Origin of the sequence: Pseudovibrio sp. M1P-2-3 (genome assembly GCF_031501865.1) — a bacterium.
Classification (GTDB): Bacteria; Pseudomonadota; Alphaproteobacteria; order Rhizobiales; family Stappiaceae; genus Pseudovibrio; species Pseudovibrio corallicola.
In genome coordinates, this window is sequence record NZ_JARRCW010000001.1 from 746,986 (window position 1) to 762,720 (window position 15,735).

At 48.7% G+C, this 15,735-nt stretch carries 11 protein-coding genes; 6 read left to right on the forward strand and 5 right to left on the reverse strand.

The window, feature by feature from the left end:
• Window positions 1-96 precede the first annotated feature (96 nt).
• Complete coding sequence (locus tag P6574_RS03525; RefSeq protein ID WP_310619010.1) at window positions 97-756, forward strand: MBL fold metallo-hydrolase; 660 nt, start codon at window positions 97-99, stop codon at window positions 754-756.
• Window positions 757-868: 112 nt separating this feature from the next.
• Here the strand turns inward: P6574_RS03525 and P6574_RS03530 are convergent, their stop codons facing one another.
• Complete coding sequence (locus P6574_RS03530; protein WP_310622096.1) at window positions 869-1,837, reverse strand: DUF1402 family protein; 969 nt, start codon at window positions 1,835-1,837, stop codon at window positions 869-871.
• A gap of 306 nt (window positions 1,838-2,143) precedes the next feature.
• Window positions 2,144-2,509 carry a septal ring lytic transglycosylase RlpA family protein gene (locus P6574_RS03535; protein WP_310622097.1) on the reverse strand — a complete coding sequence of 122 codons (366 nt, stop codon included), beginning with the start codon at window positions 2,507-2,509 and terminating at the stop codon, window positions 2,144-2,146.
• A 175-nt stretch (window positions 2,510-2,684) separates the two neighbouring features.
• On the opposite strand from P6574_RS03535, the gene P6574_RS03540 reads away from it, so the two are divergent.
• Window positions 2,685-3,686 (forward strand): DUF1624 domain-containing protein, encoded by a 1,002-nt coding sequence (locus P6574_RS03540; protein WP_310619011.1) that lies wholly within the window; start codon window positions 2,685-2,687, stop codon window positions 3,684-3,686.
• Between the two features lie 528 nt (window positions 3,687-4,214).
• On the forward strand, window positions 4,215-5,501 hold the full coding sequence (locus P6574_RS03545) for an OmpP1/FadL family transporter (RefSeq protein WP_310619012.1): 1,287 nt from the start codon (window positions 4,215-4,217) through the stop codon (window positions 5,499-5,501).
• 653 nt (window positions 5,502-6,154) lie between these two features.
• Here P6574_RS03545 and P6574_RS03550 read toward each other — a convergent pair.
• On the reverse strand, window positions 6,155-7,285 hold the full coding sequence (locus tag P6574_RS03550; protein WP_310619013.1) for a DUF1217 domain-containing protein: 1,131 nt from the start codon (window positions 7,283-7,285) through the stop codon (window positions 6,155-6,157).
• A gap of 646 nt (window positions 7,286-7,931) precedes the next feature.
• Here P6574_RS03550 and P6574_RS03555 point away from each other — a divergent pair.
• From P6574_RS03555 to uvrB, 3 genes are all read left to right on the forward strand, one after another.
• Window positions 7,932-9,224 (forward strand): OmpP1/FadL family transporter, encoded by a 1,293-nt coding sequence (locus tag P6574_RS03555; RefSeq protein WP_310619014.1) that lies wholly within the window; start codon window positions 7,932-7,934, stop codon window positions 9,222-9,224.
• A 576-nt stretch (window positions 9,225-9,800) separates the two neighbouring features.
• On the forward strand, window positions 9,801-11,018 hold the full coding sequence (locus P6574_RS03560) for an OmpP1/FadL family transporter (RefSeq protein WP_310619015.1): 1,218 nt from the start codon (window positions 9,801-9,803) through the stop codon (window positions 11,016-11,018).
• A 254-nt stretch (window positions 11,019-11,272) separates the two neighbouring features.
• A complete protein-coding gene (gene uvrB / locus P6574_RS03565) occupies window positions 11,273-14,029 on the forward strand; it encodes an excinuclease ABC subunit UvrB (protein WP_310619016.1) in 2,757 nt (918 codons plus the stop codon).
• Window positions 14,030-14,079: 50 nt separating this feature from the next.
• Here uvrB and P6574_RS03570 read toward each other — a convergent pair whose 3' ends face one another.
• Together P6574_RS03570 and P6574_RS03575 are read right to left on the reverse strand one after the other, a co-directional pair.
• Window positions 14,080-14,988 carry a DMT family transporter gene (locus tag P6574_RS03570; RefSeq protein ID WP_310619017.1) on the reverse strand — a complete coding sequence of 303 codons (909 nt, stop codon included), beginning with the start codon at window positions 14,986-14,988 and terminating at the stop codon, window positions 14,080-14,082.
• A 263-nt stretch (window positions 14,989-15,251) separates the two neighbouring features.
• Window positions 15,252-15,662, reverse strand: coding sequence for a DUF3775 domain-containing protein (locus P6574_RS03575; protein ID WP_310619018.1), 411 nt, complete (start codon window positions 15,660-15,662; stop codon window positions 15,252-15,254).
• Between the last annotated feature and the right edge of the window lie 73 nt (window positions 15,663-15,735).

Here is a 15,735-nt window from a genome sequence, read left to right on the forward strand (position 1 = left end):
TGTTCGACCTTCTTGGCATTTCATCTTTTTCGAATTTGTTATAGCAACATATATGAGCGTCACGCTGTTTCATGAATTTTGCAGGCACCCCAAATAATGACCAACGCATCAGAACAACAAGCCCAACTTCAAGTTTCCGTCGTACCGGTTACACCGTTTCAGCAAAATTGCAGTATTCTTTACAACCCCGAAAGCAAGCTGGGTGTTGTGGTTGATCCGGGCGGAGACAAGGACCGCATCTTGAAAGCGATTCAAGAGCACGGGCTGACAATCGAACGCATCCTGATCACCCATGGGCATATCGATCACGTGGGCGGTGCAAAAGACCTTGCCGAGGAGCTGTCCGTTAAAATTGAAGGTCCCCATAAAGATGACAGGGACCTGATTGCCCGCGTAGAAGAGCAAGCCGCACAGTTCGGCATTGCTGCGGTGAAGAGCTTTGAGCCCGATCGCTGGTTGAACGAAGGGGATACCGTTGACGTTGCTGGCATGAGTTTTCAGGTGCTGCATTGCCCCGGCCACTCTCCCGGCCATGTGGTGTTCTACAATGCGGCAATGCGCTTTGCTGTATCTGGAGATGTTTTGTTTGCGGGCTCCGTGGGCCGCACCGACCTACCAGGTGGCAATCATGAAACCTTGATCAAGTCCATCAAGGAAAAGCTGTTGCCTTTGGGCGATAATGTTACCTTCTTACCCGGCCATGGCGGAGCATCCACCTTGGGGCAGGAGCGCCTCACCAATCCGTTCCTGAAATAGTTGCTTTAGAGTACGTCGCGTTCATTTGCACTCACGCCGCGCACTCTAACTTTTATATTCTGAGCGAATTCCTGTCGTTCAATCAAACAGAACGTACTTTAAGGGAGGGGGCTTATTTTATAAGCGCCCTGATCTGGTCCAGACGGTCATTGATCAGCCAGCCATAATAATTCTCCGAAGGCCACAGCCTCGGGGAAGATCTTTTTCTAGCCTTGTAGCTATGGGCCCGCTCCCAAGGATTTCCTAGATTATAAAGCGTTGATGTAATTCCCGGGTTGGAGGAAATATCAACACCTGCAACACGTTTATAGGCATTGATGGCATCAACCAGAACAGCGGCGGTGTAGTGCAGGGACTTGGAAGGGTCCATGACTGTTTTGTAGACAGCCATGGGGTTGTCCGGCGAAAGCTTGGGAAAGCCACTGACTTTATGAACCAGATCACTCATCTTCAAAGCTGTAAGCGGTGTCAACTGACCGATGCCGAAACTCTGACCCGCAAATAGCGGCCGGAAGAACACCTGATGGAACAGCTTGTTTGGATAGCTGGTGCCATCCACTGGCCGTCCCAGATACTGGGTATTCCACACGGTCTCATAGCACCGCCACAAGTCGCTGCTGCTTTGTTTTGCGGTGCAGCGGGCAAAGCGGGGCCGTTTCACAAAGCGGCTGACCAGCTCCCCGTCATAGGCAAATTTCACCCGAATGCCGGAATATTCAACGGCCTTCATATAGTAGCTTTGAGCAGAATCCAGACTGTCATAATTATAGGTATGCTCACCGATAATAGCACCCAGTATGTGAACCGGATCAATGCCATAGAGCTTTGAAACATTGCGGATGTTTTTCATCAGCCGTTTATCGCGGCGTAAAACCCCGAGAATCTTGTTGAATTTCCTGTCGTAGCTGGAGTGGCTGGCCCGTGTGCGGCTTGCTGAGGCTTGCGGAATACGGGGCTGGACTGCATTTCTGTTGCCACTTGGAACAGAAACCATAGCCTGCGCCGCAACACTGGCTCCGGCTATGAGCAAGAGGGCCAGAAGCGTATTGAGGATAACCCGCTGCGGTGCAAATGTGATCATGCTGTTAAAACTAATAGAAAGATGTCCCACGGTGTATACCGTACCACTCAAAACTTAAAATAGAATACCAGTGCCGCCGAAACCCCAGCTCACGTTGGGGCAAAAATTAACAGGAGGTAAATAACGCAGACGTCACCTGAGGCGCAAGTGAGAAATTAATGAAAATAAAATTGCTCAACAGGCAAATAAAATTTCTTAGTGAAGTGAGTAGTTTAAAGTGAATAATGCTTCGATTTTACAAGGATCCATAGTTTTTACTAAATATTTAAGCATAGTCAGCTGGTTACTGCCTATATTACGTAGGTGCTATTCCAGAATTGCCAGTTCTACGCTTCCAACACCCGCAGAGATGATACCAATTTCTTTTGCTGCTGCTTTACTCAGGTCAATAATTCTTCCCTTTATGAAAGGGCCGCGATCGTTAATGCGTACGGTAACCGATTTTCCATTACTGCGGTTTGTCACTTTAACTTTGGTGCCAAAGGGCAGGGAGCGGTGAGCGGCTGTAAGTGCATTGGGGTTCATACGCTCGCCGCTGGCGGTGATGGATGTCAAAGCATACCACGACGCCCGCCCTTTTTGAGTAGAAGCCGCCTGCGCGTCTTGCGCTGTTAGTATGCTGCCCAAAACCACTGTGAAAAGAAGTCCGCCCAGCAATAAGGCGAAAGACATGGCATGGCCAAAGCCGCGGCCCGCGCGTGCAGTTGCAGTTGTCATAATGAATGCCCGTTATTGATTCAAAGTCGGGCGTATCCTCCACTCAAACACGGCAAGAAAATGTCGCCAAGGGAAGCGGGTGCTTTAAACCGTTTGTCTTTAGGGGGTGTGTACACTATGGAAATAACAGGTGAAGTTACGTAGGGCAGTGGGCAATTTGGGAGCAGTGAACGTGGGCAGTTCAGCCAGTAAACCTAGAAAATACATATATATAGACGTGCTGCGCGGTTTGGCCCTGTTGGCTATGGCTATCTATCACCTGAGTTGGGATCTTTCATGGTTCCAGGTGGTGCCATGGAATGTTTCCACAGGGGAGGGGTGGCGGCTGTTTGCGCGGCTCATTGCCTCCAGTTTCCTTTTTTTGGTCGGATTCTCCCTCACACTGGCCCATGCAAACGCAATAAGGTGGCGCCCTTTCTTTAAGCGGGAAGTGAAAATTGTGGCGGCGGCGGTTCTGGTGTCCATCGTCACCTATTTTGCTTTTGGCGAACACATGGTGCGCTTCGGCATCTTGCATAATATTGCACTCACCAGCCTGCTGGCAGTCTTTCTGGTCACAGTACCGCTATGGGTGTGTGGGGCCGGTGTGGTGGGAGCGGCTTGTCTTTCCCTATATGTTATGGGGCTGGAACCTTCCCCTTGGTTTTATTGGATTGGAATTGGAGGAGTAGGTCGACCCTCCGTAGACTTTGTTCCCTTGTTGCCGTGGGGCACTGTGGTGTTCGCGGGCGTGCTCGTTGCGCGCATCCTTGAGCGGTTTAACCTCATGAGGCTGTTCAAAGGGAGAGGTCAGCCATCTGCCCTCACACGCGTTGCTGCGTGGTCCGGTCGCCATTCCCTGCCTATATATCTTCTGCATCAACCGGTTCTCTATGGAAGTGTGTGGGCTCTGCTGCAACTGGGGCTGATAACGGACCCGCCGGAAAAGCAGTTTCAAAAAAGTTGCGTGCAAGCCTGCTCTGGGCAGAGTGAGGCGAACCTATGTGAGAGTATATGCCGTTGCACGCTGGAAGATATGAAGGGCAGCGGCCTGTGGTCTGCTTTTAAAGAAAATCCGGTGAATCCGAGTGTGACAGCCAAAGTTCAGCACTCGTACCGCTATTGTGAAAAGGGCTCTGAAACTTCCCCTTAGGCCACTTTCTCCGGATTCTCCCGCTTGAGTCTAGTAGTCAGATTCGGCGGAATTCCCCCGTTTTGCCTCTATTTTAACCATCCGTAGCAATTGAGTGTGGTTCTATTGCAACATTCGCTAAAATACATATGTATTTCCGATGAATATTTTCCTCGGGCTAGAAACATCAAATTTTATGGGTTTTTGCAGTTATGCGTCATACAACTGCGATAACTTACGGCAAAAATGGCGTTTTTTACGATGAATTTGAGATGTTTTAGGATGCGTGTATTTTTTTAGGCGTTTTTCCGGCCTTTTTGTGCCCTTTTCCTGTTCCCCTTGCTATTGACCACCCATTAATCATTGGACAATATCCCCCCATCATTCAATGCTTAGTCATTAAGTATCTGTTTTTTCGGTTTTTCCGTTTCGGCAGGCGGGCGTCGGGGGTTCTGCGCCCGGGGAGGGAGTTTGCACTCAAATCTCCCCTGCCAGCGAAATAGAAGCGGCCACAGCGTTTGCATCGCGGGCCGCTTAATTGGAGGGGTTATGCAAAAGTTTAAGCGCATTGCGCTCATGAGTACCGCACTTGGAATTCTGGCTGCACCAACATCCGTTCTGGCATCCGGCTGGGACACCACCCGCATCGGCGGCTACGACCTACTGTTCTCTCCAAAGAAGGTCGTCGTTGAAGGCCAAGCCACTTACGTTGACCGTAATGTTGACTTTAAGAATGTTGAGGGCTCCAGTAACGGTGGCGTCCACCTTGATAGCAGTGGTGCTCTTGTTGACCAATCTTACCTCACATCTGTTGAAGGCTCTTCAAATGGGGCCATTCCAAACCTAGATCTCTACACTCTATCTGCCAAAGTGAATCTAGTTGACCCAGTCGACTGTCTGGCACAGCTGCACACGCCTATGATTATTGCTGAAAATCCGGGTGATAACTGGGGTGGTCGTTATGCGCTTGCAGAAACTGATGCCAGAACTCTCTCTGGTGATTTGACCTGTTCCTACAGCTTTAACATCAATGAAAAGAGCAAGTTTCGTTTGATCGGTGGTGTAGGTGCAACCGATACAACTTACTACACCAGATCAATGTTCTTCCTGCCTGACAACCCACTTACAACAGTGGATGATAGCATCCATTCGGGTATGGTAGGGGACTATAAAACAGAAGTTGACCTTGAGTCTGATGGTTTAAGCTTCGGTTGGCGGGCTGGAGCGGCCTATGAGCGTCCTGACATCGCACTACGTGCTTACGTCATCTATAACTCCGAAATTGACGTTGATCTGGAGGGAAGCTTCCTGCTCAGTAACCCAATAGTGGGGGACTTCGCTACAGCTAATGCAAATGCTTCAATTGTCCTGCCTCAATCTGTTGAGTTCGGTATTCAGTCCGGTATTGCACCTAACTGGCTCCTTGGTATCTCTGCCAAGTGGATGGACTGGAGCGTAATGGATGCAATCGGGGTGACATTCTCCGACCAGAGCTTAAGCAGCGTGCCAGACGCTACAACCCGCGTTCTGAACTACTCTGACGCTTGGTCTGTAGAAGCCACATTGGCGCACCGTTTCAATGAGCGCTTGTATGTTGGGGCCACAGTGAAATGGGATGAAGGTATTGGTGACATCTACTCCGATACCTACCAGTTCGGTCTTGGCGGTGCCTACGACATCACTGAGCACGTGAAGCTCTCTCTCGGTGGCCGTGCAGTTTACAAGACTGACGGTAACGGTACTTATCAGACTGAAGAGTCATACGCTAAGGCTGACTACGACTACGACGACTCTTGGAACTTCATCGCGTCCTCCCGCCTGACGTTCTCGTTCTAATCTGATCACAACGCAGATTTAAAATTAAAGACCCGGTGGCATCTGCCTCCGGGTCTTTTCTATATATGCCACCCCCAATGAAGGTATTTGATCTTGTGTATTGGGGGTTACTCAAAAAACACTAGCCCAAAGCTTCAAGGAGCGAGTGTGTGTCTGTAAGCTGATGAAATTCCAGTAATAGCACGAGTTGCGAAGAGTTGACTGCTAAGCAGGCCTGCTGCCGCAACTGCCGTGCACTGGTTCAACGAGAAATTCGATAGGAGCGGTGCAGCCAAGTGGGATAAAGGCAACGGTCACGTTTACTCCGACATTCACCAGTTCTGTCTTGGCAATGCCTAAGTCATCACGGATTATGTGAAAGAGCCTCTCGGCGGCCGAGCTGTTTACAAGTCTTCCGGTGACGGCATCTATGAAACAGAATAGCCTCTGGCGATAGGTGAGCGCGAGTACTATCCCTCTTGGAATTTCATCGCCTTCTCCCGTCTGGCATTTTCGTTCTAATCTGGTGGGAGTCTAAATAAAAACCCAAATGCCGCTGCACTCGGGTTTTCTCGTAACTGCAATATTTAAAAAAACGGTTAAAGCGGAAACCGACCAAAATCTGGGTGCACTACCTTTAAAATATCAGGAGTAAGTAGAGTTTTTGATTTGTCCTAGCCCCCAAGCTTCAAAGAGTTAATGGACGTAAGTAGGTCAGGTGAAATCCCAGAGGCAGCGCCACCGGCAAATAGCTGAACAGTCGGGCTAGTTGTTGCTTGTTGTGCGTCGTACAAATTTACGAATTTCTCGACGAATTTCTCGACTTCATCTGGGTCCTGAAGCTTTTCAATATCGTATTTACGATTAATAAGTGCAGCTTGGCCATCTATGTCAGTCCCGACTAGATTATCGGGTATACCAAGAACTGTTCTGACCACTTCATAAAGAGCGGGTGAAGACAGAATTTGGTAGGCGTCCGTAATATCTCCCGCGGTCCTTTGAAAGTTCAGGGCAAGCCTTACGCCTTCGTCTTTTTCACCCTCTTCCTCTTCAAAGGTTACCTGAATATATTGGTCAATGACACTTTCTTTAAGGTCAATCTGGCGTTGTTCTATGGGTGCCCTGTATTTATTGATTGCCTCTTGAACTGCTTCCGGGTCCTTCATCTCCTCAACATCGAGGTTCTCCTGAAACCACTCTACGCGGTCATCGCTCGGGCCGTTGATAATTTCCTGTGGGACATCATAGGCGACGGCGATAATTGTATAGAGTGCTGGGTCTGTGAGAAGCTCGGTGGTGAAGAGAATTTCTTCCCTGTTATTGATGGGGAGCATTCTTTCTTCATAGTAGCGCGTCAGGCGGTCAAGGTCGTCAATTTCTCCTCCTGGAGGAGTTGCCTTGCGAAGATACTTTTGATTGACCGCATAGTCGCCATTTTCATTTTTCGCCTTCCAGTCGCTAAAGCCACCGGGGAGGGATCCGTCTTCTTCAAACTGAAAAGTGCTTGCAAGTTCATAGTAACGGCCGTCATTCATCGTATTGGCGAGAGCTTCATCAGAGTCAGTGCCCTGAACCAGAACTTCTCGAATCAAGCCTTTTGCATAGATCATGTCCTCCAGTCCCATGCTTTTCATCATGAAAGTGTAGAGGCGATGGTCATCCAGCAGGTCATCAACAGTCTTGACGTTGTCGAAATTCTCTTCGAAATACTCGATTTCGGGGGCAATATCTGGGGCCTTGGCTGTCTGTTCCCTTGCTGCAGGTAAGTCATGAACAAGCAGAGAATAGCGAAGAGTTGTATCCATTGAATTGCACCCGATTGAAAAATACTCAGAGTCATAGTGACTCAGTTGTCTTGCCTGAACCTGTTCGATACTTAGTTTTTGCTGAGTCCGTCAATTATACTTGGTAAGTACCGTGGTTCGGCGAAGGTCTTTAACAAGACTTGCCCTTCATTTGAATTCATCAATATATGCAAGTTGTGTCTCAAGCCATCATAGGGGGGCGAGAGCAGGTCATTAGTGCTTTGGTGATTCTACATTTCTTATGTGGTTTATTTTAAATAATTATATGCAAGTTACATTTTAGTTTGTGACTCTAAAAAGTATATATATTGCTTGAATGAGCATTGCCTCTCCGTAATTTTTTAAAAAAAATGTCTATATCACGTAGTTTTGTTGATTTGATCGCAAAATTTGACAGTGCCTATATTTTTCTACCTAGTTTTGTTTGTTGGTTATTGAAAAATACCTTACTTGATTTGACCTCCTTTAAAAAACTACCCAAAATACAAGTGGTAATACCTACAATGTTGAAGGTGACACCCTTAATGATTGTGGAAGCGGACTGCTTTTGCTCGTTGGGCAATGGGGCAGGGGACCTTGGTCAGCTTTCACTGCGGGGAGTAACGGCAGCGGAAATACGCGTGTGCGCTGTCGATATGGAGGGGAAATGCATAAGTTTAATAGTAGTATTCAATTTGCAGCCATTCTTGGAACGGCTTTAGCACCAGTATCAGCTCTAGCAACCGGCTGGGACACAACTGGAATCGGTAGTTATGACTTGCTGTTTTCGCCAAAGAAAGTGGTTGTTGAAGGTCAGGCGACCTATGTGAATGTGAATGTTGATTATAAGAATGTGAAGGGGACAAGCCAAGCGGGGGCCGCTAGGGATCAGTATTTTGGCGCAAAGACCACACAAGGTTCTAGCGGAGCTATTCCTGATGTGGACCTTTATTCTTTAGCCGCAAAAGTGAGATTAGGGAATTCTATTGATTGTTTGGGGCAGTTACATACACCAATCAGCACCCATGAGAGCCCTGGCGAAACTTGGGGCGGCCGCTATGCTGTTGCTGAGACGGATGCGTCAACGACCACCTTTGATGCTACCTGCTCCTACAAGTTCAACATTAATGAGAATAGCAGTCTTCGCCTGATTGGTGGGTTTGGTGTGAGTACCGTGGACTTCTATACCTCTAGCATGCAGATTATTCCAATATTAGGTAATCCACCAGCGGTTCCACCTTCTTATTTAGATGCAAAAACCGAAGTTAGTATGACTGAGGATGGGTATGGCTTTGGGTGGCGTGCAGGGGTAGGCTATGAGATGCCAAGCATCGCACTTCGGGCCTACGCCATCTATAATGCGGAAGTTGAAGGAGATCTCGAGGGGGACTTTCTTCTATCGCACGATTCTGCATTCAATCATCAATTGGACCCCACCAACACCGTTGGAGCTAAAGCACGTGCAACAACAACGGTTACTCTTCCTCAATCAATTGAATTTGGCATCCGTTCAGGAATTGCGCCAAACTGGCTCGTATCCATTGGTGCCAAATGGACTGACTGGAGTATCATGGAAGATCTAGTCGTAAGCTTTGATAAGGTCGAGGATATAACTGGAAAGCTCAATAACGGCGATAAAACAAAGCGTATCCTGGGCTATTCCGATGGATGGGCGGTTGAAGGTACGGTGGCTCATATGGTCAATGAAGACCTGATTGTGGCAGCGTCGTTGAAGTGGGATCAGGGGGTTGGTGAAATCTACTCGGATACCTATCAATTCGGCCTTGGCGGATCCTACCAGATTTCCGAGCACTCCAAGGTCTCCCTTGGCGGACGCGCAATCTATAAAACTGCGGGGGAAGGGCTTTACCAGTCTGAGGATTCTGCAGCCACGGGCCACTATGAATACGGTGACTCCTGGAACTTTGCAGTCTCATCCCGTTTGACCTTTGAATTTTAAAAAAGACTGAGAGGCCACTCTCGCTTCTTTGTGAGCAGAGAAGAAAAGAAACCGGAGCCATTGGCCTCCGGTTTCTTTATTTTTGGCAAAAATACTAATGCGAATCATACGAATCATTTTATCAATTCTGATATGCAGAATATTGTTTCGCTGGGTAAAATAGCTTTTTAGCGCCCATTGGGGAGCCCCTATCGGAAAAAACAGCACTATTTATGTAGTTTTTCTCGAATTTAAAAACTAAGCCCGAAATGCACGTCCTCTTATAAATCTATTAGAAAATAGAGCTGGAAGGTCTGGTTTTGATTGTTTACTGACCCAGTTTCCCACTTTTGATCTCCTCTTTCATCAAAAATGGATGCCACTTACGGCTTACCCTCAACCCTGCAGTACTTGACCAGTGTGAAATCATCCCACCAAAATAAGCGTGTTAATACTTACGGGTCCGTATTTGGGTAAAGCTGTCATGTGAAATGGCTTCATCGCTTCAAGGGAGGGAGCGCCTGATACCGGAAAGTCAAACGGCATTTGGGAAGAGGAGAGATCCATGAACACATGCGATCGATCCAAGGAGGGGGAATGCATAAAATAATTCGCGGTCTACAGATGGGAGCAGCGCTGGGTATTCTGGCAGCACCAACTACAGCTCTGGCATCCGGTTGGGATACCACCGGCTTGGGTCGCTACGATCTCCTGTTTAGTCCGAAAAAGGTCGTCTTGGAAGGCAAAACTAATTATGTAGACCGCAATGTGGACTACAAAAATGTTGAGGCGAAGCAAGATCTTTTTAGAACGGGCTCCGGCCAATCTATATCTGGGGGAGAGAGTGATAATGTCATTCCAGATTTACAGTTTTATTCACTCGCCGCAAAGGTGAATATCATTGAGCCCATTGATTGTATGGGTGCTCTTCACACACCTTTCATTATCTATGAGGAGCCTGGGTTTGAGTGGGAAGGTCGTTACCAGTCCGGGAAGACAGATGCCAGTGTGATCAGTTTTGACGGAACCTGTTCCTATAAGTTCGATATAGGGGATAAATATAAGCTGCGGCTTATTGGTGGTGGCAATATCTCCCAAATGGATTTCCAGCAGTCACGAGCCTATTTTACTGGTGTGGATCAAAAGGCTACTATTGACATGTCATCGGATGACTATGGTTTTGGGTGGCGTGCAGGGGTCGCATTTGAGCGTCCTGATATAGCATTACGGGCCTATGCAGTCTATAATTCAGCCGTTGAAATGGACTTGGATGGAAACTTCACAATTGGCGGAACGCAATATGCGTTAACCTCAGGGATGATAGACCTTCCTCAGTCAATTGAGTTCGGGATTGAAACTGGTGTAGCCCCAGACTGGAAAGTCTCTTTGAAGGCCAAATGGATGGATTGGAGTTCTTTAGACACTCTTGATGTCAGTTTTTCCGATCGGCTGAATCCACTCCTTCCGTCGCAAACAAAACGCATGCTGAACTATGATGATGGTTGGTCCGTACAGGCTGGAGTAAGCCATAGGTTCAATGAGCAGTTCGCAATGGGAGCTGCCGTTATCTGGGACTCAGGTATAGGGCATATGTATTCCGATACATACCAAGTTGCACTTGGAGGCGCCTATGATATTACCGAGCATGTTCAGTTCGCCTTAGGTGGTCGTGCAATCTACAAAACGTCAGGTGATGGAAACTATGTGAGTGAGGACTCGACAACAGGATCCGCTGATACCGAGAATTACGCGTCCTATGATTACGATTCCTCTTGGAACTTCATCGCGACATCACGTTTGACATTTTCTTTCTAACTGCGAATTCTCTGAGAGAATTTTGAGAGCCGGGGGCCTTGCGTCTCCGGTTTTCTATTGTGAGTACAAAATCGGTCACAGGGCGTACAGTTTGAGTACAGCTTGCAAGATTTCTGCGTAAATGACCATTTGTGGGAATTTACCTCGTTAACTCATAGGCTTGCCGTGTCCCAAATACTCCACCAGAGGAAACCTTTGGAACGAAGCAAGAACACTACTTTATTTTTATCCCCTTTCCGCTCATAGTGCCGAATATGGCGACGAAAAAAGATACCCCCGACTCACATTCTTCTTCCAATCCTGATTTATCCCCCCCTGAAGGGTTTGGAGAAGCACCTCAACCCGCTTTGGAAGGGGCTCCAACCTCCGCCAGCATTTCGCAGTGGTTTGCTGATGTAGAGGAGGAAGATATCGCGGCGCTGAAAGCAAAAGCCCAGCCCGAAAAACCGAAGTCTGTAAAGAGCACTCAAAAATCGAAACCAGCTAAAAAAGATGGTTCGGCTAAATCGGCGCGAGGTACTTCGATTGGGACAGCCAAAACACCGAGGGAGCGGGCAAAAGGTGGCCTGAATCCGATTGCCGGTCTTGATATGTCGCTGGAAGATGCTGAAAAGCTTCTGGGCAAACACGTTAAGGACAACAAGAAGAAAAAGAAGAAAGCCAAGGACGAAGCTTTTGCCGATGCAACCGCAACGGTGCAGGCGCTCGCCAAGCTCATAGAGCAGGGAAGGGCGGATGATGAGCAGGGAGAATGGGTTCCGCACCGCCCCACTCGCCCGCAAAAGTCTGAGGGTGGGGTTCCCATCAAACTGGTCTCGGAATATGAGCCCAAAGGGGACCAGCCCACAGCTATCGCAGACCTTATGGAAGGGCTGGGTGGAGACGAAAAAACGCAGGTTTTGCTTGGTGTTACCGGTTCCGGTAAGACCTATACAATGGCGCAGATAATTGCAAAAAGCCAGCGCCCAGCTTTGATTTTGGCTCCAAACAAAACTTTGGCTGCCCAGCTCTATGGAGAGTTCAAAGGGTTCTTTCCAGAAAACGCCGTTGAGTATTTCGTTTCCTACTATGACTACTATCAGCCGGAAGCCTATGTGCCTCGCACCGATACGTTTATCGAGAAGGAGAGCTCCATAAACGAGCAGATTGACCGAATGCGCCATTCGGCAACGCGTGCCCTGCTGGAGCGCGATGACGTGATCATCGTGGCATCGGTCTCTTGTATCTATGGTATTGGTTCCGTTGAAACATATACGGCCATGACATTTGGTCTGGAAGTGGGAGAGCGCATTGACCAGCGCCAGCTGCTGGCTGATCTGGTGGCCCTGCAATACAAGCGCAATGATGCGGCCTTCCAGCGTGGAACGTTCCGCGTGCGCGGTGACACCATCGAAGTCTTTCCAGCGCACTTGGAGGATCGGGCATGGCGTCTGTCCATGTTTGGGGATGAGGTGGAAGGTATTGTTGAGTTTGACCCGCTCACAGGCAAGAAAACTGCAGATCTGGAATCGGTCAAGTTCTATGCAAACTCACATTATGTCACCCCAAAACCCACATTGAATCAGGCGATTAAGTCAATCAAGAGCGAGCTGAAACATCGCCTTGAAGAGCTGAACAATCATGGGCGGTTGCTGGAAGCGCAGCGGCTGGAGCAGCGCTGTACTTTTGATATTGAGATGATGGAAGCAACGGGCGCGTGCGCCGGTATTGAAAACTATTCCCGTTACCTGACAGGTCGGGCACCGGGTGAGCCACCCCCGACACTCTTTGAGTATCTACCTGATAACGCTCTTGTTTTTGCAGACGAAAGCCATGTTACGATCCCGCAAATCGGTGCCATGTATCGGGGAGACTTTCGCCGGAAGGCAACACTTGCGGAATATGGTTTCCGCCTGCCGTCCTGTATGGACAACCGGCCCTTACGGTTTGAAGAGTGGGATGCCATGCGCCCGCAGACCATTGCAGTTTCCGCTACTCCTGGAAGCTGGGAAATGGATGAAAGTGGCGGCGTGTTTGCTGAGCAGGTCATTCGCCCAACCGGCCTAACAGACCCTGATATAGACATTCGTCCCGCCAAAACACAGGTGGATGATTTGTTGGGTGAAGTGCGTGAGGTGGCTGCAAAGGGATATCGTACACTTGTCACCACGCTCACCAAACGTATGGCAGAGGATCTTACCGAATACTTACATGAAAACGGTGTGCGTGTCCGCTACATGCACTCGGATATTGATACACTGGAGCGTATTGAAATCATTCGTGATTTGAGATTGGGCGCTTTTGATGTGCTCATTGGTATCAACCTGCTCAGGGAAGGCTTGGACATTCCTGAATGTGGTTTGGTGACGATTTTGGATGCGGACAAGGAAGGCTTCCTGCGCTCTGAAACGTCTCTGGTCCAAACAATCGGTAGGGCAGCGCGTAATGTGGATGGCCGCGTGATCCTGTATGCCGACAAAATTACCGGCTCAATGGACCGCGCCATCAAAGAGACGAATAGGCGACGTGAAAAGCAGGAGGCTTATAACGTTGAGCATGGCATTACGCCTGAAAGTGTAAAGCGGTCTATTGGAGACATTCTTGAGAGCGTCTACGAGCAGGACCATGTGACGGTCGACTCAGGCTTCGCCGAAGAAGGCGCGACCATTGGTCATAACCTTAAAGGCCACATTGAAGATCTTGAGAAGCAGATGCGGGATGCTGCTGCTGATCTGGACTTTGAAAACGCAGCCCGCTTGCGCGATGAAATAAAAAGGCTTCAGGAAACCGAGCTGGCGATTTCAGACGATCCAATGACCCGTCAAAGAGCTGTTGAAGAAAAGTCAGGCGGATATGCAGGAGAGAAGAAATATGGTGCTGCCGCGAACCTTCCAAAAGGAACGAAAGTGCACCGGCCTTCTCTGGATGAGATGGGACCGGGGACTGATCTGGCCAAGCCTGCTGGGGCAACGAGGACAAAAGGGCGCAGCACTGGCGGGCGCCCGGGAACGCGCACCTATCGCAAAAACTAGAACCATCGACGGTTAAGCGGGGAAAGTCTGTGTTCCCCGCCTGTTTTGTTCTAGTGGCTTGTTTTCGCTGCCAAGCGCGTTTTGCGGCTGAAGTACATTGGAACCAGCTCCGTCATAAGGATAGCGGTGAAAATGAGGAGGCACCCCGCAATTCCGATTAGGGGGATGCGCTCACCAAGGAAAATAATCCCGAATAGAGCGGCAAATAGAGCTTCCGTGGATATGAATATGGCTGCGTCCGCAGGGCGTGTCCATTGCTGGGCAACCGCTTGCAAGGTGAAGGCTATTCCGCCGGAAATGGCTCCGGCAAAAAAGAGTTCGAAGGCGGCGTTTTCTATGGCAGCCCATGAAAGTGGTTCTATAAAAAGCCCGAGAACGCTAGCTATGGCACCGGTGATCAGAAACTGGATCGCTGCAATGGTGATGGGGCGACCCGTCGACATGGACAGGCGGCCAATGAAAATGACCTGCAACGCCCAAAAGGCCGCACAGATAACCATGAGAGCATCGCCTTTGTTCAATCCTGAGAGGTTCCCCCCACTTAGGAAGAATATTCCCAAGAGAGTGATTAGAGAAGCTGGCCAGATAACCCATTCCGGCTTTCCCTTGAACAGAAGGATCACAAAAATGGGGGTGAGCACCACATAAATTGCAGTGAGAAAGCCCGCATTGGTTACTGATGTGAACAAAATGCCAACCTGCTGCAATAAAGACCCTGCAAGAAAACTTAGGGAAACAGCCAGAACTAAAGGAATATTCTGCCGAGTCAGGCGCTTAGTTGGCTTTCGGGAGCGCTCAAAAAGTGCAAGTGGAAGAACAACAAAGCCAGCGAGTAGAAAGCGGAACCCCACAAACTGATAGGGGCCAATACTCTCCATAGCCGTCGACTGGCTTACAAAAGCTGCGCCCCAAATAGCGCCAGCAAGTAAAAGAAGCAGGTTTGCAACTGCGCGTGGCATAGTGGATCCCCGATCTCGCGCAGCGAGGCGCATTCCGAATTATAACTAGAAATCCCTACTAGTTTTAAAGGGAATACATTGTCAACTATTTGGGAAAGCGTGAAGCAAAAATAATAGTGGTGCGACGGAAGTTATTGAGAAATTTAGTAGGGAAGAGAAGCTGAGATCTATTTCTCTTTATGAGTGAGGCGATATTGATTGTGGGTGTATCTCAAAAACGTATGCCTTTGTAGGCAACTCCTCAGTCTAAGTAGACGAATGGACTACAAGTCCAGAGAATCCAGGCCGTTCTCAAGGTGATCTGGCAAGTGCGGAAGCCCAAGAAGATACTCTGATGTTGAGCCCGTTGCTCTTTCTTTTGCCTCTGCTAAGGCAAGCTCATAATCGCCGGCGTCAAAGTCCCCTCGGCCAATCCAGGTAATAGTAACAAGTTCAGCAGCTTCATCTACGTTCAAGTCATCAAGTAACTCACGAATCTCCTCTTCACGCATGTCCGCATGTTCTTCTTCATTCAGGCCATCATGTGCATGAATCTTCTGCATTTTTACGGGGTCAAATGCTACTTCGCCATCGTGCCCGTCTTCATAGGTATCATTCACGCTGGTTATGGTCGCGCGAACTTTTTCAACGATCATCCGGATAGTTGCGACGGAGAGATTTAATTCAACGGCCATAGCTAAACTCGATTCGTGTCGTTTGGTTATTTATCTACCGAACTAAGAATTCTCGCAAGAGGGTAAGGTACAG